The sequence below is a fragment of the Rhodococcus globerulus NBRC 14531 genome (genome assembly GCF_001894805.1).
Taxonomy (GTDB): domain Bacteria; phylum Actinomycetota; class Actinomycetes; order Mycobacteriales; family Mycobacteriaceae; genus Rhodococcus_F; species Rhodococcus_F globerula.
In genome coordinates this window covers 42042-63612 of the sequence record NZ_BCWX01000009.1, presented here as the reverse complement: position 1 = coordinate 63612, position 21571 = coordinate 42042, and the positions used below count along the sequence as shown (strand labels likewise).

Genomic DNA, 21571 nt, shown 5'->3' with positions numbered 1-21571 from the left:
GGCGTAGCCAGCCCACCGCGGTGGCACAGAGCATCCCCGACCCAAGGAGCGGTTGCTTAGGGCCAACCTCATGGTGTAACCGGATTGAACCGCCCGGATTCTTCTGTTGACGCAAATTCTGAAGCATTGATCTCCCGGCGATCATCAGAACGTCCTCTGGATTCCAGGGTCAAGTTGTCACACCCAAAATCATGTAACTCTGGCAGAAGTTTTTCCAGGCACTTCCGGCGGCCTCGTTCCCCTCTCTCGCTGAGTGCGCACCGAACTGCTACAAAACCTCCTACGGGCATTCGCTGATTGCCTTGACAGCTTTTCTATGGCGGGCGTTCGTCGTCATCACGCCAATCGATCTTTCGCTCGCCAGGTAGTTTGAGTTCTTCCATCCCGCTACGGATCGTGTCTAAGTCTTCAGAAAAACTCAACGCAACAGCCAAATGTATGTTCCTGGATCCATGGATCCGTTGGACTGCGACTCGTCATCCCAAGCTGTCAACATGCGCTTTAGTTACTCGTTCTCATTCCGACCATCGATGGTCTTGCCACTTCGGTTTCCTACGATCTCGACGCCATCAGTCTTGAGATTGAGGCACAGAACCCCATCTATAAGATGCGGCGTGTACCTGCGCGAGATGCTCGTATCAATGTCGAAGTACAGGGTGAATGCTGTGCCAGCTACAAGAACAGGCCCGGTATCTCTGGTTTGTGATTGAGGCCGGACGGCGTAACCATGCGCTACCTCGTCACCCACAGGACGCATGCCGATGATCCCATCTTCCTTGTCGAAGAGCAGTTCAACCGTCCCGGCCTCGTTTAACAGGCTGTGCGCAGCTCGGTTCAAGGAAAATATCCCCTTCCTCTGGACGGTGACGCTGGGGGACCTGCCCAGTGCAGTGTTTCGCTTGTCGAAAACTTCGAATGCCATGTGTGCCATCTCCTGACTCACGTCTTGAATGAAGGTGCGTGACGAGTGTTGACAGTCAACTTGTTGTGTGCTGATTCGATATGAATCGTTTTGTGACAACTCCAAGTCGTGGCCATCTCATTGAGGTTAGTCTCGTTGACGCTCCAAGTTGTTGTGGATGGGTCCGCGTTTTTTCCGGGCGGAAGTCGAACTTTCCGGCGAACGCTTCCAGGATGCTGTGAATGGGAGTGTCAGTGGAGAGGAGATTCTTCAGGGGACGAGCGCTGCACTTCAGGATGAAGGATGCTCCCAAAAGGCCGCGTGCAGACAAGGTCGCCTCGGAGGACGCCCCACCGTCATGACGCCGGACAAGATCGAAGTCGCCCGGACACTACGAGGTCGAGGCAAGAGCTTGGACGCGATCGCATCAACCTTTGGCGTAGGACGGTCCTCCGTCAGCTGCGCATTACCGCAGACCAGAACGTCAACTAACTGAGCTGCCTTAATCGGCCAATCACGACCGCGAGCTTTGAGCCATTCACCGCTGCGCCGCCGCGTAGATTCTTCGCTCAGCACCGAAATCGTCCCACTGCCACTCCACTCAGCCTCTGGGGTGCGTGCGGTGGCGCTCAAATCAATATTTGACTTCACTGACCGAATCAGAGTCGTGGGGAAAGGCCAAGTCGTAGGGAAAGGCCAAAATGACACTGTCGCCAAAGACGTCAGGCGCTCGTCGCTTCCGTATTTCTTCCAGTTCGAGAGTCAAAATCAGAACACCGCCGGAATCGTAAGCCCACTCCGAGCGCATTGGCCCTAGTCCGGAATGTAAGTCTTGTCGAAAATGGATCGGTTTACGTCACCCGGCATGCGATCGTGTTTGTACAGTTCAGAGCTATCCGGGTATGTCGAGAACTCGTGTCGAAAATCTATGTCGGATTGCTACCGGTGGCAGGGGGTTCTCGACGGTTGCCGGCAGGGTTTCTGGTGTCGGCGGAAACGGGGCCATCCGGAGCCGAACGATGACGGCCGCTTCTCAAATTCGGCTCCCTCCGACGTCGAGGAAGCCGGGGAGAGCCGAACGTCGTCCGTGTTGAGCACACAACACGGCGACCCAATATCCGTGCCGAGTTGACCCCTCATGTCCAATCTCTGTGCAACCACGGTAAGTCAGCGCATCAGATTCGATACAGATTTCTGCGCAAGTTCATTAGATTTACTAGCTGGGTGCGGGATTCGGCCGATCTGGTAGTGCCGGCCGGGAAGTATCGATCCTGGTTTTGGCTGTGCAGGTACGATGCCGCGATCACGCTGTCGACCATTGTGTTCGCGTTGACGAACCAGCATCACGGCGCAGCTGTGACGTTCCCGTATCCGGTGAGAGTGGCGCGCTGGTCGATCGCGATCACCGACACCGAATTACTTCCCCAGTTGGTGACGTAGGCGCGGGTGCCGTCGGGGGTGATCGCCACCCCGACCGGAAAACTCCCGACGGCGAGGGACGTGGTGGAGACGTCGCCGGTGGCGGTGTCGATCACCGTCACCGAGTTGCCGTAGTAGTTGGTGACGTAAGCGCGGGTGCCGTCGGGGGTGATGGCCACCCCGACCGGAGATGCGCCTACTCCGAGGGGCGTGGTGGTGAGGGTGATAGCGGCGGTGTCGATCACCGAGATGCGGCCTCGGCTGGTGATGTAGGCGCGGGTGCCGTCGGGGGTGATGGCCACCCCGACCGGCGAAGCGCCCGTGACGAGAATTTTAGCGGCGGTTTTGGTGGCGGTGTCGATTACCGACACCGAGCGGCTGTTCTGGTTGGTGACGTAAGCGCAGGTGCCGTCGGGGGTGAGCGCGACCCCCCACGGTTGCGCTCCGACCGTGATGGTGGCAACGACGTCGTTGGTGGCGGTGTCGATTACCGACACCGAATTACTGAACTCGTTGGTGACGTAGACGTGGGCACCAACAGGGGTGATGGCTACCCCGCACGGAGACGAGCCGACCGTGATGGTGTCCACGGCTGTTTTGGTGGCGGTCTCGATTACCGACACCGAGCGGCTGTTCTGGTTGGTGACGTAGGCGCGGGTGCCGTCGGGGGTGATCGCCACCCCGACCGGATTCGCGCTGACTCCGATGGTGTCCACGGCTGTGTTGGTGGCGGTGTCGATCACCGTCACCGAATCGTCGTAGTAGTTGGTCACGTAGGCACAGGTGCCGTCGGGGGTGATCGCTACCCCGCAGGGAGACGCGCCGACTGCGATCGGGTTGATGATGGTGTCGGCGGCAGTCCTGGAGCATTGCGTGCGCGGGTGAGGTCGTTCGACGGCGATGACGGTGCTCCCTTCGGAGGTGCAGTCCACACCCCAAGTGAGGGCATTTGTCCAGGGAAAGAGCAAGTGCACTTTGTCGCAAAAGACAAGTGAACTTGGTCACAAAGGTATCTGACTCAGGAACGGACGAGCAACCGGGTAGTGCCGAGAGCTACCGCCCGTGCGCGGCCCCCGGCGAGGTATGGGGTTCCTGCGAATAGGCAGCAGTAAATTGGAGACCGGTGTCAGAGTTCGAGATCGCGGCGCAAGTGACTGTTCGGTGATGCCCGCGGTGTGAGGCAGGTGACCTGCCCTGCGCTGGGTACTGATGCGTTCGATGCCGTGGTTGACGGTGTTGTTCCGGAACGTTCTGCGGTGTCGATCCCTGGGCTGCGTGCCGACGTCCACTTCTGGCGGGAAGGGGGTGGGGTCTGTACCGGAGATGCGTGCGTCACCGGACACCAGGTGTCGACATGCGCGTGTTGCACACTTTGGGAAAGTACACCCCGCAGGGTTGCGTTAGGCGAAACGCAGGAATGTGCCGAAAAAATCGGATCAACGGCAGCGGAAGGTCAGGATCAAGCTAGACCGGAGGAGCTGCGAGGAGGAGTTGATTCTGCATAGTGCACCGTGCAGGAGAGTCGGCGATGTGAAGCGGACATCGACTCCCGGCCATGACATGAGCAGGAAAAGCGCACCGACTCGCTGGCTCGTTCAAGCCGGCAGACTCCGACGGCCACACAGAACAGGGGACCGACGGCGCTGATAAGACGCTGGTGGCGATATCAACTATGCTTACATTTCGACTCTATATGTAACTCTTGCGGGCCGCAGGACTTTTCTTCTCTCCTCGCACATCAAATCGGAGTGAATTGCTTGTAAGTGTTTGCAGGGTCCGGAATGTCTACCCCAATTGCTGTAGATATTCTCTTGCGGTTTCGAGAGCTATGGTCGCCGATTGATTCTGGGCGATAGGTGCCGGAGAACGAGTTGCCGGGGAGCGGTTCGATGGGGACATTGTTCTGACGCGAGATACTCCGAAATCAGGATCCCTGCGCCGCGCGCAGTCTGATCGAGCGCAGGCCGACAGCGCCCTGAACATCTCGCCGGTGTGGCATCGCGCCGGGATGAGCACTTGGAGGCGTTTCGAACTCTGGATGATCGAAAATGAACATGAGAGCGGGAAGGCGGAGTTCAGGGTTTTTTCGCGCCACTGCGGGTAAGGATGAGTCCGGTGCCGACAATTCCGATGAGAGACACCGCGATGGCAATGCTCGGCCAACCGCCCGTCTGCCAGTAGACATCTTCGAGGGTGATCAACAATGCAGCCTCGTCGACAATGAGTCCAAGTGCCACACCCAACGCGATGCCCATCCATGTCCGGGTGCGCGGACTACGGTCGACGAGCCCGAAAACGGCCACCCCGGCCAACAACAGAATTCCCCACAGGTAGTGGTGGAGGTGGGTGCCGCCGGCGCTGACGTCGCCGATGTCTCGTGTATCGATCTGGATAAGCCATGTCACCAGTCGGGCGCCGCCGAAGGTGAGGGTGAACGCGAGCCAGGCCAGCACCAGGCCGCGGCGTGATTCGTCGACCTGGTTCCATGTGCGGGGGAATCGGAACCGCTCGTCCGTGTCGTCGTTGCGAGGGGTTTTACGTTCTGGAGTAAGCATCATTGATGTTTACCTCGCAGCCCGCAGAGGTTGGGAGTGGGGTGGTTGCCGCCCGCCGCAACCGCCCCGCCGCAATCGCTTCGCCGTCGGCGTTGCCGGGACTGCGCCCCCATGCTGCGGGTTCTTCACGCAGGCAGCGAAAACGGCCCTGCACGGCTGAGGTGAGATGACGATGCTGTGAGCTGGCGAGTCGACGGTGCACGTTCCTCACGCGCGGACATTGTCGTTGCTCAATACCGGTGCCGGCACGACGCACGGGCATTCACAAGTCGACACATCCGTCCCACTCGGCAGGATGTCGCGGATGGGAGTTGATTGAGGTGCAAGGATGTAGACATGTTGGCACTCATAGGTTTTCTTCTCATAGTCTGGCTGGTGTTCGTGGTACTGGGTTTCGCCGTCAAGGGATTATTGTGGTTGGCGTTCATCGGGGCCATCCTGTTCGTCGCGACTGCGGTATGGGGATGGCTTAAGCGCAAGGCCACATAGATCGGCGGATTCGGGGGATCGGCGCAATGCATGAACTGGAGATGCGCCCGCTCTCGCGTTGAGCTGCAACAGTTTTCTCCATCACCGCGATGTCCCCACATACTTTCTGTGGGGCCATGCTGATCGCAGCAGACCATCAATTTTTTGATGGCTCATCGGATTGCGTGTGACCGCTGCACCGATGAGCCAGCGCTCGGACCTGGCAAGGAAGAGCACTCGAATATATTACTGTTCCATTACCTTGCGGTCGTCGTGCGGGCCGGGTTCGGTAGATGGGTATCGATCAACAATTTTTTTACAGGTAAGTCGCAGATGGTTCGGCGGGGGCACGTTCTCCCAGTGGCTGCCACCCTGACTATCCTTCCGGAGTTATGTTCTCTGCTCGGTCTCGTTGAAGGTGGCCGGTGCCGGTGCCGGTGCCGGTGGTCTCGGCTCACGCTGTCATAAACCAGGGGATTCCTCGGCGGGTGCGCTGACATAGTTGTGATGGCGAGGTGCGGCGAACCTGACAGCACAGGCACGGGCAGCTACGGATCTTCAATTCCTCTTTGCGCTCGTGCATGCCGAGAGATGTACCTCGGCCAGGTTCTGCATCCGAGTGGTGAAGTCGCCCGGGTCGCCGACGACTCGGATGATGGTGACGGTTCCGAGGAATCCCGCGCACAGGTTCCACGGGAGTTGACGCGTTACGGAGTTGTCCGGGAGCTCTCCTGCTTCGATCGCAGCATCAACGAGCAGGCTCGTGATATCAACCCAATTAGTGAATGCTTCTCGGGCGCCGTCGATTCCGGTTTCCGTAGCGAGTCGGAGACCGGCTCGTGCCAGTGAACTGGCTGCCAGGCTTGCCGCGAGGTCCCGGAAGAATGAGCTGATGTCGGCGACGGACTGCTGCGGTGATTCCTGTGCGGCTGAGTACGCGTGATGCAGTGCGCTCGACCAGCGTGTGAGGAGTTCTCGCGCTATCGCTTCTTTCGAGTCGAAGTGGAAATAGATTGCGCCCTTCGTTGATGACGAGGCAGCAACGAGGTCGTTCAGTGAGGTGGCGTCATAGCCGTCGTAGGCGAAGGATCGCGCAGCGGCTTCGAGGATTCTTGCTTTGGTGATCGTTGCCCGCGGTTGGCGTGGGCGGCGTGAATGTACTTGCGGGGTGGCCGGGTGTACGTGATGGGTGGGTTCGGTCATGTCGCGTTCCTGTTGTGGGGGGCCAACTGTCGTGTTCTCGGCCCACACCGGGATGTGACGGTTCTGTGTCGTAGTGCTTCGTCGTGGTCCTGAAAAAACGTAGTGATGCAGTAAAGGGCCGCACCCGGGCGGGTGCGGCCCTCTACTTGAGGTCTTTAACTAGACGGTGCGCACATTGGTGGCCTGGGGGCCCTTCTGGCCCTGGCCGACCTCGAACTCCACACGCTGGTTCTCGTCGAGCGACTTGTAGCCGTTGCCTGAGATTTCGGAGAAGTGAACGAACACGTCCGGTGTTCCGTCGTCGGGAGCGATGAAACCAAAGCCCTTTTCGCCGTTGAACCACTTCACGATGCCCTGTGCCATACAAATACTCCCTACAAAATCGATCCGGGTTTCACATCGAAGTCCCGATCTCGATGGCTCTATCCTCCCACGCCGTACACGTCGGCGGTCATGGCGGAGTGAATACGCAGGGGCCGACACTCGGAATCAGGGTTGTTCGGGCGTGTTACCGGACCCGTGAGTTTGCTGCTGGGTGTGTCGAAGTTCGGCGTTGATGCGTCGGGCTTCGGTGAGTTGGTCTTCGAGGATGATGATGCGACACGCCGACTCCAGAGGGGTACCGGAGGCGACGAGTTCGTGGGCGCGGGCGGCGATACGGAGTTGGTAGCGGGAGTAGCGGCGGTGTCCGCCGCCGGAGCGTTGCGGGGTGAGGAGTTTCGCGGCGTCGAGACTGCGCAGGAATGCTTGCCGGACGCCGAGGATGTCGGCGGCCTGACCCATGCTGTAGGCGGGGTAGTTTTCGTCGTCGAATTTGTCGGACAGTGCACTGCCGGGTGGTTCTACCTGAATGGGTCGCTTCTTCCTGTCCACGGACGGGACCCCCGGCGCCGTGGAGGCCGCCGGGGGTCTGGGTTGAACTTCCTTACACACTGCACTCTTTCGAGCTGCCGAACTCAATTGCATTGTCCGGTAGCCGCTCTCAAGGGGCTGCCGAGGCCACACACATCTCACGCAACTTCGGCCTCGAACCTGCCCTGCCCTGCGGTACTGCTTGCGGGTAGTTCATCTCTCCCGCACCTTGTGATTCATTCTCTCGGTACAACAGAAAAGATACAACACTCGTACGCGAATGTCTACTCTCGTCGCTGTAGATATTTTCCAGCTGTTTCGAGAACTCCTGTGGACGTCCTACCGGTCGATTGGTCGGGGCTCGTCCTTACGTGTTTCGTTGGGTGAGCGGGAATGCGCGCATTCATCGTCGCTGCCGCTCTCGCGTATAGGGCGTCGTTCTTTTCGAGTCGGAGGTAGCTCCTGCCGATCTGCCATCCCCTGGCCGCAGTATTGTCTGACCGTTTCCCTTTCGGCCGGTGACGCGTTTCCCTTCCGGCCGGTGACGACTGGATTGGGGGCTGTTCTTGACGCGAGTGTGCGGCGAGCGGCTTGTGTCTGACTCTCGGGATAGGATCGGCCCAGTCCCTGGTCAAGGCACGGCTACAGGATGTGAGGACACGCCGGGCAGTGCTGCGTCGGCCAGATCGAATAGATAGGTTGACCATGCCGTTGACAGCGAAATACTCGGAAAAATACAACGACGCGTTGATCGCATTGGCCGCGGCCACCCAGCGTCCCACCAATGTCGTCAACCTCGACGGAAGCTACGCCATCCGCGTCGATCTCGAGTACAACCGCTATGTCGTTGCCACCAACACGGCGCGAGGGTTGTCGGACGAGCCTGACACGAACGGTTCGTGGCTGGTACGCATCTTTCGATCCGACCTCGCCGGCCTCTCGGACGAGTTGCTCACCGAGTCCACCGCTGCATGGTTGATCGATGCCTTCGATTCCGCGTTGGCGCGACTCGAGTCAGGCGGAAACAAAATCGAGGCCGATGCCGACTTCGGGGACATCAGCCGTTCCGAAGGTTCGACCTCTCGCACTCTCTCGACGAGCTAGGTTCGGTGGCGTTCAGTGGAACCGGCGATCACACCCTTGTATTGACTGCCTCGCTCGATTACGCTCCGGTACCTTGAGCTAGGCGCTCCTTCAGAATGGTGTTCTCGGTTTCCAGTGAAAGAATGCGGCGAACTCCCACTAGATTGATGCCTTCGTCGATCAGCGTGGTGATCCGGAGCAAGGTATCGAGGTCTGCTTCGCTGTATCGACGGGTGCCTCCGCTGGTGCGGGTGGGGGTCAGCAGCCCGCGCCGCTCGTAGAGTCGTAGTGTCTGCGGTCCCACGCCGGACAGTTCCGACATCACCGAAATCCCGTACACCCCGAGTAGTGCACGCGGCGCAGGCATTGCTGTCATTGCTGTCTGTACTGTCAATGTCGCCTCCCGAAGTTCGTCGCCCCCCCCCGGGTCGCCTCGCGCAAGGTCTTCGACCGTACCGGGTGGCAGCATTCGGTTTTTCATGCTCGGTGGCCGGAATAACCTTCCTTTCAGGCTACACATTTTATGCTTCTGCCGGAGGACATGTGACGAGTGCGACGATCGGTTGTATCTAGCGTCGGCGCTGAGCCACGCTCGGGTCAAGACCGGCGTCGTGCATGTTCTCCGGGGCACAGCGTGCCGCCACCGTTCATTCCCCGCGATCTCGCGAACAGCGGCGGCCCCGCATCCCTGAGACGTTCGCGACCGACGTCGTGATCCGGGGTGAAGCCGTGGTGACTCGCCCGTCACTCGCCCAGCCGTCAGGGACGGTCATTGCGCGTGGAAGGTATAGCGTCGGCGCATCGCTTCGAGGGCGTGGGTGTCCTCGTCGGTGAAGCTCGATGCGTGTGCCCAGGCCAATGCCTGACGATAATCGCGGCGGCATTGGTCCAGGTCCTCGGGCGGCAGTCCCGCGTACCGGCTCTCGGCCGGGTTTTCCTCGGGATCGGGAGACGGGACGAACTGGGCCAAGTACGCGGCGAGTGCAGCGGCGTGGCGACGACGATCTGCCGGCATGAGGGTTTCACCTTTTCGGTCGAGACATACGTCGGTAACGCGACGCGCGTACGCCTCTCGCCGCACCAGTGGTCGGCGAGCCGCAGCGGCTCGTCGCCTGGGAAGAGATTGCAGCAATAATCTAGTTATCTACGGTGTCTGCTCGAGTGTTACAGCAGAAAGGGTTGTGTTTCCTCTTCCTGCACGTGCCGTGCCACCTTAACTGTGCACGGGCAGCACAGAATTCTTCCGAGCGTGTGCCTTCGGATTCTCCTCTGGGCGTGTTCTCGGAAGCTGTTATCCGGCATTGAGGTTTCCTGGTGCGGGGATGAGAAGGTGAACGTTTTTGAACTCGGCGACACCTGTCGGAAAACTTTCAATAGCGGTAGTTTTCGACACATGTTGTTCGGTTATGCACGCGTATCCAGTGCGGAGCAGAATCCCGCCCACCAGATCGACGCGTTGGTGCGGGCCGGGCTCGACGCCGAAAACATTCATACCGACCGCGCGAGTGGTGCGAAGGCATCACGCCCACAGCTCGATGTAGTTATGCAGCGACTGCGTAGCGGTGACACCCTGGTCATCACCCGGCTGGACCGGTTGGGGCGTTCGGTGTTGCATCTGATCACCCTCGGCGCGCAGCTGCGCGAGCGTGGGATCGGATTGAAGGTCCTCGATGCGGCACGCGGCGTCGAGGGGGTTGCCGACGACGCCGGGAAGCGGACCGGCGCCACTCTCGGATGCGCCCGAGGCGCCGACATGAGTGACGCCGCGACCGTCCGGGCCTTGACGAAAATTCTCTGAAGTCCAAAAGCGGTATCTCGGCTCTCAATTGGCTCGACCCGATCAGGGAGACAGAAAGAGAGCAGGAAGACTCAGATCCCAGGAAGTTTCAGATCCACTGTTCGGTGGATGCCGCGAGAAGTCGGTCCATCGTCTCTGCCGAGAAGGTGTTGGTCGGGATCGGGGGAGCGTTGCGGCCACGGCGCGGTGCACCCAGTTCGGGGTACAGCGACCGCGAGACCTCACGGGCAGCGTCGACTACCAACGGGGCGACTCGCTCGAGCTGAGCGGTCCGTATGTCGCCGCACAATGCAATGCTGCCGACGGGGCCGTCGTGCCCACGAATCGCGGCTGCCACGCATGCGACACCGCGTGCGGATTCACCGCGCTCGAAGGCCAAGCCCCGACGCTGACGGATGCGGTTGAGTTCCTGATGCAGAACGCCGATCTCCGCGATGGTGTTCTCGGTACAGCGCGGAAGCGTCGCGCCGAACAAGGCGTCGACGCGTTCGGGGTCGATCCATGCGAGCATCGCCTTGCCGCCCGCGGTGGAGTGCGCAAGAACCCGGCCACCGACACGGGACGGGAGCGTTGCGGCAAATCGGCCGCCGACCTTGTCGAGGTAGAGGGTTTCGCGGCCGTCGAGCACCGAGAGGTGCACAACCATGCCGGTCTGCAGGTGCAGTTCGTGCAGGACGGGTGCAGCGGCTTCACGGATCTGGCTGTGTCCACCGTCGCCGCCGATGCCGCGTGCCCGCCGTCCGAGGTGGTAGCCGAACGATGCGTGATCTACCCAGTCGAGCTTGACGAGCTGTTCGAGAATGCGGTGGACGGTGGAGCGCGGCAGCTGCGTGCGGCACGCCACCTCTTCCAGAGTGAGCCGTGCTGCGCGTCCGTCGAAGGCGTCGAGAATCAGCGTCATTCGCTCGATCATCGACGGTGGCAAGTCCTTTTTGGCCTGAGCGCTGCTCAGTTGAGCAGTGGTCATGGTGTCGTTGATGTCGACGATGGTCATGGACACCTCCCGAAAACTAGAATGTATTTCATTTTACTGTACGCCTGTCGCGCTCGGTCGACGTTGAGTCGCAGGTCCACACTCTGTTGCGGTGCGGCAGAGGCGTCAGGCGCTGCTCCGAGCGTCGCGCTGGCGTGTTCCTTTTCTCGGCGTCGAGGCCGGGTTTCCGAACACTCTGGCGCGGGCGTGGACGGAAATGAGCGACACCTTCGTTGCGCCGGCTGACACACTGCCGTGGCACCCGCTGCTGCGGTACTTGCTCTGTCGAAAACCCTCGGATGAGAGTATTTTCGACAGATGTTATTCGGTTACGCACGCGTCTCGAGCGCAGATCAGAACCCTGCCCATCAGATCGACGCCCTGACGCGAGCCGGTATCGACGCCGACAACATTCACACCGACCAGGCCGGCGGCGCCAAAGCCTCACGTCCACAACTCGATGCGGTCCTGACCCGACTGCGTAGCGGCGACACCCTGGTCGTCACCCGCCTGGATCGGTTGGGGCGTTCGGTGTTGCATCTGATCACCCTCGGCGCACAGCTGCGGGAGCGGGGGATCGGATTGAAGGTCCTCGAGCAGGGTATCGACACCGCCACCGCGGAGGGGCGGGCGATGTTTGGGATGTTATCCGTTCTCGCGGAACTCCAGCGTGAGTTGATCGTGGCGAACACCCGGGACGGTTTGGCGGCGGCGCGGGCGCGGGGCCGCACCGGTGGTCGCCCGTCGAAACTCTCAGGTGATCAGATCGGACTCGCCCAACAGCTCTACGACGGCGGGGAGAAGACGGTCGCGCAGATCGCGGCGATATTAGGTGTTCCTCGCACTACCGTCTACGGGCACCTGAACAAACGCGCGCCGGCGTCGAGTGCGTCGGCGGCTGCTCCCAAGGTCGTGCCGGCCGTGGATTCTGTTGCGGCGGTGCGGTCGCCGCGGATCTGCCCGAGTTGCGGCTACGAGCCGAGCACCAGAGCCGAAGCCGCCCACCAACGCGCGGACCTGGCCGTGATCTGGCTGCACCCGAACCTCGACGATCCGAATGCGGTGATCGATCGATCGCATTGCCACCAGTGTGAACCCGCGCCGCCGGCGTTCGATGTCGCGTGCGCGGTGTGCGGTGACGGTCCGATCCTCGCCAGCGCCTTCGCACAGACTGCACAAGGCGGGATCCTTCCGGATCCGGTGCGGCAGTGGCTGATAGCGAGCGGATGGACGGTGGTCCCGGAGTTGCGGTGCCCGGATCACACCTAGGCAGACGGTGATACGGAACCGCTTTCCTCTTACGGCTCGGTTGACGCTGTCGTATTTTGCTCGCTTGACAACCGATACATCGGAGTAAGTTGACCGTGCCGGGTTTGATGCCGCATCCGTATCGTTAAAGCCGACTTTCCGAGGTGGTTCTCCGACTTGTGTTCGTACCCAGTTCCTGACGGTCTCGACGCAGATGTCCAGCAGAGTAGCTTGCGACCTCGAGCTCGCTGCTGGGGTCGTTGGACTGGTCAAGTCCGATCATATTCAACGGATCGGAGACTACGGGTGAAGGCGTTACGTCAGGGCCTTGCCGCGGTCTGATATCTCAGGTGTAAGTGCCGTGCTATGTGTGCGCAGGATCGCAAGGGCCGCGCGGAGACTGCGGCTGGCATCTGCAAGGTGCGTGGTGATGTCTTGGGTGTCGGCTTCATCGGCGAGGAAAGTTTCGATGTAATCAGGGCAGGTGGGCCCCGCGTATAGCGAGCGCAGTAATTCACGTGCGTCGCCGATGTCGGCCAGCGCATGTTCGAGTACGCCGAACATGGAACGGAGCTTACTTTTGGCAGCCTGCGAATCACCTAGTAGTTCAGCGGCGAGTTCATGATTGACGCAGTTGAGTTCGGGGGTGAAGGCGAATCCTGCCTTGTCCATGATGTCCTCGAGTCTCGATAGCGAAAATGGTGTGGCCCCGATGATCGAGGAAACCGCACGAATTGTCAGGTCTGTTGCGGTTTCACGGCGTCGGGGAAGGTCGACGACTTCGAAAGTCGGTCGATGTCGCGAGGTGAGTCGGGGCCTCCAGCTGCTGTTTCTCACATAGTGAGCGCTCCTAGTACGAAGCGAAAAACTACCGTAGTACCGAGTGTGATTGCCAAGCCTGTGGCGACGTCAGCAAGGAGATACCCCACCGTGAGGCCTAGGACAACAGCTGCCGCGACCACTAAGGCGACATCGATGAAAGACCCGAGGTTGGCGACTCGCAGAATCGAGACGACACCTCGCTCGACTCCCTCTGTGTCCCAGCTCGCGCGGTCGAGTTGATCTCGCTGTGCCGAGTCGGCGGGACGGCGATCGTCATTATCGGGCTCCCGACTGTGTGAGTGTCATTATTCGTATCTGCTTCAACAACACCCTAAAATCTATACCATGGGATGCAGATTATGAAAGGCTACCGCGGTGTCTACTGATCGGAAACGAGCTGCGCCGTTGATTGTGTAGTGCGGGGCGCCTGCGGAGATTCCGTCCTCTGTCAGAAGGGGCCCTTGGGGGCGAAAAGAAAGTACGTGCTGTTCAGGAGCTGGCAGAGCGTGCCTTGGCGCCCCGGAGGTTGAACGTCGACGCGCGCCGATGTGGAGGAGTAATTGGTGGAATGGTTCGTATCGATGTGGGATGAGCGATCAGGTTTTCGTCGCTATCGCGGCGGTCACGGGTCCGATCGTGTGTGGGTGATCGAGCAGGTGGTTGCGGCGGGTCGCGCGTTAGCGTTCCGTGGTGATGGTTCGGTGGTCGGCGTTGTGGGAAACGCCGTTATCGCTGGTACACCCGTGGATTCTATCGCCTTCGGAGACTCGGCAGTCAGCGATGGAGATCTGGCCCGGTTGATCGGCGCACGTTTCGATCGTGTGTGGGGCTGTGTACCGCCAACGTGAGTTTCCTGCATTCTTCGCGTCTCTGTCGGACTTAATTCCCCGACGAACTTACTTATTCCACTGTAGAAAATTTGTATCGTGAAGATTAGATTTATTATTTCTGTACGTATGCAACCGGAAAGCGTGATGATGTCGGTCGAATTCGCCCTGGTGTGTCAATGACGAACAAGCGTCCAAAGCAAGGGGGCTACGGGATTTCGGTGACGTCCGAGCTTTCCGGAGTCGGCCCACAACGTTACGACTGTACGAGCGCCGCGGGCGAGTGACCCTACTCCGCTGGCGGGGGTACGCGGTGGTACAGCGAAGCTGATTTGGACACCTTGCGCCCGCATGATGGTTCTCGACTACCTTGAGGTGATCGGCGAACCCGCACCAGCCGCTTCGACCATCTGCTGGATTGAATCCGGTCGATAACGCCCCGGCGACGTGGTCGAGTGGCTTTCTCGATGCACAGTTTAGTTGGACGCATCCTCGTGATCGTGCCGAGTTCCGTGGTTGAATATGTCAATCTCATTCAGTTCCAGTAGGGCGGCTTGGTCCGGACCCACCTCAGGCTGATTGTTGGGCTCGGGTATGTGTATGTGCAAGTCGGTAGGAGTCGGTGCCGGTTTCGATGATGTTGCCGCCGAACGTGAGCCGATCCACGATGGCAGCGCAAAGCCTCGGATCGGTGAATGTTTTGGTCCAGCCGGAGAAGGATTCGTTCGAGGCGATAGCGACGGAATTCTTTTCCTCCCGTTCGGTGAGCACCTGGAGAGTAGCTCCGCACCTCGCTTGTCGAGTTCCATGTAACCGAGTTCGTCCAGCAAAAGTAGATCCACTCTGCCGTAACGTGTCCCTATGGTTTCCGTCAAGCTGCTGCAGCGGAAGATGTTTGGTAGAGAGTCTTGTTCTTGAGCATTGCGAACAGCCCGTCGCAGCGGCGTCGGGCGAGACAGATCAGAGCGGCATTGTGTTTCTTGCCTTCAGCCCGTTTGCGGTCGTAATAGGAGCGACTGGTCGAGTCGTGCAGGGCCGCGAACGCGGACAGGAACAGCGCACGTTTGAGTTTGCGGTTTCCTGATCATGCAGGGTGCTCACCGCGGATCGAAGAGCCCGACCTGTGGGTCACCGGCGCGATCCCGGCGTAGGCGGCAAGGTGGCCCGCGGACTTGAATGCGGACCCGTCACCGACCTCGAGCAGGATCCGGGCTCCAGTCCTGACCCCGATGCCAGGCATCGAGATCAGGACTGGGGAAAGAGGGTGGTCATCGAGCATCCTCTCGACATCGTCACCAATGCTCTTCCGCTGCAGCAGAGTCTCTTTCAAGGATTCGGCAAGTTTCGGCAGGACGATCTCCGCAGCATTGCTGCCGGGCACTATCACCGTTTGCGTACTGAGTGCGGCGATGATCTGGTCGGCCAGTCGAGCGCCCATGCGCGGTGCGTGTTTGACCGCTAGGTTGGTGAGTTTGCGTTTGCCTGCGACGCGGATTCCGTTCGGCCCGCCGCAGCGGGTCAGGATTTCCAGAACAGCGGGATGGCTGATGCGGGGCCCGACGACCCGTTCCAGTGCCGGATGGATGCCGGTGAGTAGTCCGCGGATGCGGTTGCTGATCCGGGTGGCTTCGCCGGCAAGATCGTCGTCGAACCCGACGAGCACGCCGAGCTCGGCCAATACTTCGTCGCCGGTATCGACCGGCGCAGAGTATGCGGCATGGCCCTTGCTGTATCGGCAATGATGAATGCATCTCTCGCGTCGGTTTTCGCCTGACCGGGGTAAAGGTCTGCGATCCTGCGCATCGACAGTCCGGGCAAGTATGCGACGTCGTGGCCGCAGGCCCTGGCAACGGTGACCGGCAGGGCTCCGATGGTGCCCACGTTGATCGACGATCACCAGTACTGGTCCGCATTGGGCGAGGTTGTCGAATACGGCCCGCAGTTTCATTTCGTCATTGGGCAGCGGTTTGTCGTACAGCCGGTCACCTGAGGCGTCCAACCCGACGGCGTGATGCTCGCCTTTGCCCACTTCGATGCCGCAAAACACGGCGTAACTCGTGTTCATTCGCAGTCCTTCGTCCGACCTGTCCGGTCGCCGATCCAGCATCGATACCCGACACCCACGCCTGCGAAGGAGACCTACCATCAGATTCGGTGGCCGTGTCCCTATTAGCGGTCCATCGATGCCACCAGGTTCGGCGACACCACCCCCCGGATCATTCGAGAGACAGGGGCAAGAAGTCATACCGAACATGGCGACCGTGGCCCCGTCGTTCAGGACCACCTACACCTAAACGGTAACGGGGGAGAGAGAGTCGGAAGGCAAGCTCATCCTCATCGGGCCCGGCGAGAGTGCTCGTCACCATCTTCTGCACCATCAGAATGCCAAAGCTATGAGGGCTCCGCGCGTCAGCGGCTCGGAAGCGTGTTGACGCGACTCATGTCGCCGTCGTAGTACGCAAGCAGTCGTTTGTCCATGATCTTGCGCCACAGCGGCGGAACCCAGGCGCAGACGATCATCACGGCATAACCGGCGGGCAATTGCGGCGCTGCCGGGGCACTACGCAAGCTTTGGTAACGCAGGCGCGGATTCGCGTGATGATCACTGTGCCGCTGCAACTGATAGAGAAACAGGTTGCTCACGACGTGATCGCTGTTCCAGCTGTCTTCCGGCGAGCATCGAACATAGGAACCATCGGTGCGTTTGCCGCGCAGCAGACCGTAGTGCTCAAGGTAGTTCACTGTTTCGAGGAAAGTGAATCCGGCGACTGCCTGCACGACCAGCCACGGTGCGATCTCCCAGCCGAAGACAGCGATGAGACTGCCGAACAACACCACAGTCATCGCCCAGGCATTGAGGATGTTGTTCTTGTACGTCCACGTGCGTGAGCTCTGACGTTCGAGGCGAGCCTTTTCGATGCGCCAACCCGAGCGCAGACCACCGAAAACACTCCGAGGCAGGAAGAACCAGAAATTCTCCCGATATCGTGAACTCGCGGGATCTTCGGGGGTCGCCACCCGCACGTGGTGCCCGTGATTGTGCTCGACGTAAAAATGACCGTAGAAAGACTGTGCCAGTGCGATTTTCGCTAACCACTTCTCAAGTGTCTCGCTCTTGTGGCCCAGCTCGTGTGCCGCGTTGATGCCGACGCCGGCAACAACGCCGACGGTCATGGCGAGGGCGAATTTCTCCCCCGACGCCATCGGCGAGTTCACCCAGCACCAGCAGGCGAACACCAGACCCATGTACTGCAGTGGCAGGAACAGGTACGTGCACCAACGGTAGAAGCGATCCTCTTGCAACTCCGGGATCTTCTCGTCCGGTGGACTGTTTCCGTCCTCCCCGGCCAGCACGTCGAGGAGCGGGATGACGATGACGATCAGCCATGCCCCGGCTGCCCAGAACAAACCCAGACTCAACTTCTCCACCAGGAACCAGGCTGCGAACGGACTCAACGGCACCAGCAGGCTTAGCGGCCACAGATATCGCTTCTTGTCTCGCCATAGCGGCGCCGTGGACTTGCCCGGTGTCACCGACCGAGTTCGACGATCGGTACTAAAGGCGTTCACAAGCCACCGTTTCCATCTCTCACAGACAATCAGTACCCGCTGATACTCATCCAATTATTGGCCAGACTACGGACAGGCATTACGTAGTCGGCAGCCAGGTAACCGGACGGTCGATTTGTCGATCTCGTCTCTGATGTCGCACTCCGCATCAGTAATTTTTTTGAGCGCTTCCTCCCACCCCGCCTCGAAACTCCGGGCCTGCGCAGGAACATCTCCGGACAGGGACAGGGCGCTCCGAGAGCTCGACGCGCCGAGGGGAACCCATACCGCCGCGATCGATTGACCAGCCCGGCTGCCGAGCCAGAGTGCCGGACTGGGATCCATCCCAAATTTTAGCTAGAATTGTGTACATGACGACTCTTCCGGTGGCAGATGCACGGGCGCAGCTCTCTCGTCTCGTCGACGAGGCCGAGCGCACCCATGAGCGCTTCGAGATCACTCGCAACGGGCACCGTGCCGCCGTGCTCCTCGGCGCCGACGACTACGACGCCCTGCGTGAGACCATTGCTGTCCTCGCTGACGAGTCGTTGCTCGCTGACCACATCACCGGCATGGCCGAGGTCCGGGCCGACGACGTCTTCGATGCCGGTTCGCTCGCCGAGTTCTTCGCTGTCGCGAAGACCGACGACGAGTGAGCGCGCCTGATCAGCCGTACACCCTCACCATCGCCAGGTCGGCGGCCCGCGCACTGAAACAGAATCTGCCCGAGAAGGTTGCGGCCGCGGTCTACGAGTTCATCACCGGAGTGCTGCTCGAGAACCCACATCGTGTCGGCAAGAAGCTCTCTGCGCCGCTTGCGCCGGCCTACTCCGCGCGGCGCGGTACATACCGGGTGCTGTACCTCATCGACGAGGACACGCGCCGAGTGCAGGTCACCGCCATCTCTCACCGCGTCGACGCCTACCGCACCTAGACCCATGCCAGGACTTCGAGCTGGACCGGAAGAGAGGATTTTCCGAATGTCAGGAAATACCGAACGCACTCGTACCCGCCCAGGATCAGTGAAATGGATGTGACCCATGCCCTTCCTACACACGCGCATCGCCCGACTCTGGCAGTGGACTCGAACGTTTCGCCTCGGCCGCCGAGCACCCGCGTCGACGCAGCGAAACCGGCCGCTGGCCAGGATGCTGACCTACGACGCGCAAGTGGAGTTGCTTGACGCCTACCGCGCACTCCGTGATGGCAGAGAAGCGGACCGGTGCCACCCTCGGATGCGCCCGAGGCGCCGACATGAGCGACGCCGCGACCGTCCACGCCTTGGCGAAGACGCTCGACGGCCTAGGGGACGGCAGCGTCGGCACCAACAGCTGAAATCCGAAGCGGTATATCGGCTCTCGATGGCTCGAGTAGATTCGGATCGAGTCGACATTCCAGGCCTCGATATAGGAGGGACCCGGTAGGGCAATGGTCAATCCTCGATGAAGGAGAATCAGTATGGGTAGAGTCGGAATCCTCACCGAGAAGCCCTCGGCCGCCCGCAATTTCGCGGCTGCGTTGGGTGGTATGAGCGGCACGTTCGACGGCACGGACTACGTCATCGTGAATGCTCGTGGCCATCTGTTGGAATTGAAGGACCCCGCAGTGATGGTGCCCGCGTCCCTGTCCGAGCAGTACAAGAGCTGGGATCTGCAACACCTGCCGTGGGCGGCCGGCGACTTCCGCTGGGAGCGCGAGGTCAGACGCAAGGTCTCTGGCGGGAAGCTGGTCACCGACCCCGATGCGAAGAGTCTGCTCGACGCACTCAAAGAGACCTTGTCGACGTGCGAGACCGTATGCAACGCCGCCGATCTCGATCCGACCGGCGAAGGTTCGCTGCTGGGGTGGGAAATCGTGGAATACCTGGGTCTGGAGGGCAAGAAGCTCGAGCGGATGGAGTTTCTCGACGAAACCCCGGCGTCGCTGCGCAAGGCGTTCACGAATCGCCGCGCGGTGACCTCGATCGAGTCCGAAGGTGACTACCGCAAGGCCGACTTCCGATCGAAGTGGGACATGCTCTCGATGCAGTTCACACGGGCGGCGACGAAAGTGTCCGGCTCAAACACCGTAGTGCGTAACGGGCGACTCAAGTCGGCGATGGTCGTGATCGTCGGTGACGGCCTCGACGCCCACAAAAACTATGTCAAGAAAGCGTTCTACGAGAATCGTTTTCGTGACGAGAACAAGGTCACTTACACCGACCCCGACATCGACCGGTTCGAGAGCAAGATTGCCGTCCCCGGCGGACTTGAGTCCTCACCGGTGGTCCATGACGGGACCACCCGCAAGAAGACCGGGCCACCGAAGTTGATGGACCTGGCAGCTCTCTCGTCGCTGCTGTCGAAGAAGGGCTTCGAAGCCAAGAAGGTCCTCGAGACGTATCAGAGGATGTACGAGACGCAGGTGGTGTCCTACCCACGTACCGAGGACAAGTTCATCTCGGTCGAGCAGTTCAATGAGCTGCTCTCGCTGGTCGACAAGATCGCCGGCGTCGTCGGAGTGGATCCGGCCGCGCTCACCCACCGCGGCCCACGCAAGAGTCACATCAAGTCCGGCGGCGCCCACGGTGCCAACCGTCCCGGCCCGAACGTGCCGCCGAGTTTGGCTGCGGTGGAACAGAAATTCGGCGAACTGGGTAAGGAAATCTACGAACTGTTGGCGAAGAACTACCTGACGATGCTCGCCCCGGACTACGAGTACGATCAGCATCGCGGGCATGTCGAGAAGTACCCGAGCTTCGTCGGTTCGCTCAACGTCCCGGCGGTGCTCGGCTGGAAAGGCGTCCTCGTCGTCGAGGACGACGAGGACGAGCCGGACGAGGCAGCATCGGGTGCGACTGCGCTCGGGACCGTCGCCAAGCCGTTCGTCCACGAGGGGTTTCCGACGCGGCCACCGCACCCGACGATGGGGTGGCTGATGAAGCAGCTGGAAGAACGCAGCGTGGGTACCGGTGCCACCCGGACGAGCACGTATGCCGAGGTCACCAACAACGCCACCGGCAAGGCGTTGATGCGCGAGCAGCGCGGCAGGATCACGCTCAGTGCGGTCGGCGAACTCAACCACCGGATTCTGCCGGGCACGCACATCGGCGATCTGACGATCACCGAGAAGGTTTTCGAGCAGATGGCACAGGTCGAGGCGGGCACAGCAGCGGCTCCTGACTTCCTGGCGCTGGTGGCACCCCTGGTGCGCCACGACCTCGAGAAGATGAAGGTCAACGCGAGCAGGTTGCCGGCCGAACTCAAGGGTCGAATGGCCAAGGCAGGCGTGATCCGTGAGCCGGTCGAGAACATCACCTTGCCGCCGGCGCTGCATTTCACCCACGGCGACACCGTGGTCACCACCGCGAAGCGGGGGTTCGGCGGGCACCGGTTCACCGACGCCGAGGTAGCCGCGTTGGTGTCTGGCGGCGTCATCGAGATCACGGCGACCAGCACCAAGACCGGCAAGCCGTATACAGCCACAGGCAAGCTCGAAGCCGGGGTGATGGAGAAGAACGGGAAGACGTACCCGTTCGTGGGCTTCAAGCCCCAGTTCGAGGAACGAGCACCGAGAACGGATTTGGTCGAAGGTCTGTGGAAGGGAAAGAAAGTCGCGTTCAAGGGCCGCGGCTGGGGTGCCAACGAGCACTGGTCGGGCAAGGACTTCACCGAGCAGGAACTGGCAAAGCTACTGGCCGGGGAGACCATCGAATTCGAGGCCAAGGGCAAGACCGGCAGACCCTACACGGCAAAAGGTGCGCTGGCCGCAAAGACTTTCAACGGCCAGAAGGTGTTCGGTTTCACGTTGAAGTTCGACGGCCGAAAGGCTCCCACCGGGGCGAAGCGCAAGGTCGGCAAGTAGTGGCAGCCAGCCGCAAGACCGCAACTACAA

General features: G+C 60.6%; 21 protein-coding genes and 1 pseudogene. 9 read left to right on the top strand and 13 right to left on the bottom strand.

Annotation, left to right across the window (positions count from 1 at the left end; genetic code table 11):
• Positions 1–505: 505 nt before the first annotated feature.
• From RG2_RS28435 to RG2_RS28420, 3 genes are all read right to left on the bottom strand, one after another.
• Positions 506–922, bottom strand: a complete 417-nt coding sequence (locus tag RG2_RS28435; RefSeq protein WP_033236824.1) for a hypothetical protein — start codon at positions 920–922, stop codon at positions 506–508.
• Between the two features lie 1322 nt (positions 923–2244).
• Entirely contained in the window at positions 2245–3252 is a 1008-nt protein-coding gene (locus tag RG2_RS28425) for a beta-propeller fold lactonase family protein (RefSeq protein WP_051730751.1), read from the bottom strand.
• A 1143-nt stretch (positions 3253–4395) separates the two neighbouring features.
• Positions 4396–4875 (bottom strand): hypothetical protein, encoded by a 480-nt coding sequence (locus tag RG2_RS28420; protein ID WP_033236903.1) that lies wholly within the window; start codon positions 4873–4875, stop codon positions 4396–4398.
• 336 nt (positions 4876–5211) lie between these two features.
• Here RG2_RS28420 and RG2_RS31945 point away from each other — a divergent pair, with 336 nt between their 5' ends.
• Positions 5212–5364 (top strand): membrane protein, encoded by a 153-nt coding sequence (locus tag RG2_RS31945; protein ID WP_033236823.1) that lies wholly within the window; start codon positions 5212–5214, stop codon positions 5362–5364.
• 537 nt (positions 5365–5901) lie between these two features.
• Here RG2_RS31945 and RG2_RS28415 read toward each other — a convergent pair.
• The 3 genes from RG2_RS28415 to RG2_RS28405 form a co-directional block, all read right to left on the bottom strand.
• Positions 5902–6546: a TetR family transcriptional regulator gene (locus RG2_RS28415; RefSeq protein WP_051730750.1), complete on the bottom strand. Its 645-nt coding sequence runs from the start codon at positions 6544–6546 to the stop codon at positions 5902–5904.
• A gap of 159 nt (positions 6547–6705) precedes the next feature.
• Positions 6706–6909 carry a cold-shock protein gene (locus RG2_RS28410; protein WP_072782779.1) on the bottom strand — a complete coding sequence of 68 codons (204 nt, stop codon included), beginning with the start codon at positions 6907–6909 and terminating at the stop codon, positions 6706–6708.
• Positions 6910–7035: 126 nt separating this feature from the next.
• Complete coding sequence (locus RG2_RS28405) at positions 7036–7419, bottom strand: MerR family transcriptional regulator (protein WP_051730773.1); 384 nt, start codon at positions 7417–7419, stop codon at positions 7036–7038.
• A 684-nt stretch (positions 7420–8103) separates the two neighbouring features.
• Here RG2_RS28405 and RG2_RS28400 point away from each other — a divergent pair.
• Complete coding sequence (locus RG2_RS28400) at positions 8104–8502, top strand: hypothetical protein (protein ID WP_033236822.1); 399 nt, start codon at positions 8104–8106, stop codon at positions 8500–8502.
• Positions 8503–8560: 58 nt separating this feature from the next.
• Here RG2_RS28400 and RG2_RS28395 read toward each other — a convergent pair whose 3' ends face one another.
• Positions 8561–8857: a MerR family transcriptional regulator gene (locus RG2_RS28395; protein ID WP_033236900.1), complete on the bottom strand. Its 297-nt coding sequence runs from the start codon at positions 8855–8857 to the stop codon at positions 8561–8563.
• Positions 8858–9250: 393 nt separating this feature from the next.
• A complete protein-coding gene (locus tag RG2_RS28390; protein ID WP_033236821.1) occupies positions 9251–9496 on the bottom strand; it encodes a hypothetical protein in 246 nt (81 codons plus the stop codon).
• 378 nt (positions 9497–9874) lie between these two features.
• On the opposite strand from RG2_RS28390, the gene RG2_RS28385 reads away from it, so the two are divergent.
• Complete coding sequence (locus tag RG2_RS28385) at positions 9875–10279, top strand: recombinase family protein (protein WP_051730749.1); 405 nt, start codon at positions 9875–9877, stop codon at positions 10277–10279.
• A gap of 88 nt (positions 10280–10367) precedes the next feature.
• Here the strand turns inward: RG2_RS28385 and RG2_RS28380 are convergent, their stop codons facing one another.
• Positions 10368–11273 (bottom strand): IclR family transcriptional regulator, encoded by a 906-nt coding sequence (locus tag RG2_RS28380; protein WP_033236820.1) that lies wholly within the window; start codon positions 11271–11273, stop codon positions 10368–10370.
• Between the two features lie 297 nt (positions 11274–11570).
• On the opposite strand from RG2_RS28380, the gene RG2_RS28375 reads away from it, so the two are divergent.
• The gene (locus tag RG2_RS28375; RefSeq protein ID WP_033236819.1) at positions 11571–12521 is read left to right on the top strand and encodes a recombinase family protein; all 951 of its coding nucleotides are present in this window, start codon (positions 11571–11573) and stop codon (positions 12519–12521) included.
• A 294-nt stretch (positions 12522–12815) separates the two neighbouring features.
• Here RG2_RS28375 and RG2_RS28370 read toward each other — a convergent pair whose 3' ends face one another.
• Positions 12816–13172: a hypothetical protein gene (locus RG2_RS28370; protein WP_051730748.1), complete on the bottom strand. Its 357-nt coding sequence runs from the start codon at positions 13170–13172 to the stop codon at positions 12816–12818.
• A 713-nt stretch (positions 13173–13885) separates the two neighbouring features.
• Between RG2_RS28370 and RG2_RS28365 the strand changes: the two genes are divergently transcribed.
• The gene (locus RG2_RS28365; protein ID WP_033236818.1) at positions 13886–14170 is read left to right on the top strand and encodes a hypothetical protein; all 285 of its coding nucleotides are present in this window, start codon (positions 13886–13888) and stop codon (positions 14168–14170) included.
• A gap of 549 nt (positions 14171–14719) precedes the next feature.
• On the opposite strand, the pseudogene RG2_RS28360 reads toward RG2_RS28365, so the two are convergent.
• The 3 genes and pseudogenes from RG2_RS28360 to RG2_RS28350 form a co-directional block, all read right to left on the bottom strand.
• Positions 14720–15024 (bottom strand): annotated as a pseudogene (locus RG2_RS28360) (ATP-binding protein); the annotation flags it as partial.
• A 209-nt stretch (positions 15025–15233) separates the two neighbouring features.
• Positions 15234–16214, bottom strand: coding sequence for an IS110 family transposase (locus RG2_RS28355; protein WP_423815903.1), 981 nt, complete (start codon positions 16212–16214; stop codon positions 15234–15236).
• Between the two features lie 344 nt (positions 16215–16558).
• Positions 16559–17683, bottom strand: coding sequence for an alkane 1-monooxygenase (locus RG2_RS28350; RefSeq protein WP_033236897.1), 1125 nt, complete (start codon positions 17681–17683; stop codon positions 16559–16561).
• 386 nt (positions 17684–18069) lie between these two features.
• Here RG2_RS28350 and RG2_RS28345 point away from each other — a divergent pair, with 386 nt between their 5' ends.
• The 4 genes from RG2_RS28345 (at position 18070) to RG2_RS28335 (ending at position 21541) form a co-directional block, all read left to right on the top strand.
• A complete protein-coding gene (locus RG2_RS28345; protein ID WP_230590403.1) occupies positions 18070–18354 on the top strand; it encodes a type II toxin-antitoxin system Phd/YefM family antitoxin in 285 nt (94 codons plus the stop codon).
• On the top strand, positions 18351–18632 hold the full coding sequence (locus RG2_RS28340; RefSeq protein WP_033236816.1) for a type II toxin-antitoxin system RelE family toxin: 282 nt from the start codon (positions 18351–18353) through the stop codon (positions 18630–18632). The genes RG2_RS28345 and RG2_RS28340 overlap by 4 nt, the downstream gene beginning before the upstream one ends.
• A 266-nt stretch (positions 18633–18898) precedes the next feature.
• Positions 18899–19033, top strand: a complete 135-nt coding sequence (locus RG2_RS32485) for a hypothetical protein (RefSeq protein WP_255285242.1) — start codon at positions 18899–18901, stop codon at positions 19031–19033.
• Between the two features lie 123 nt (positions 19034–19156).
• Positions 19157–21541 carry a DNA topoisomerase gene (locus tag RG2_RS28335; protein ID WP_033237235.1) on the top strand — a complete coding sequence of 795 codons (2385 nt, stop codon included), beginning with the start codon at positions 19157–19159 and terminating at the stop codon, positions 21539–21541.
• Positions 21542–21571 lie beyond the last annotated feature (30 nt).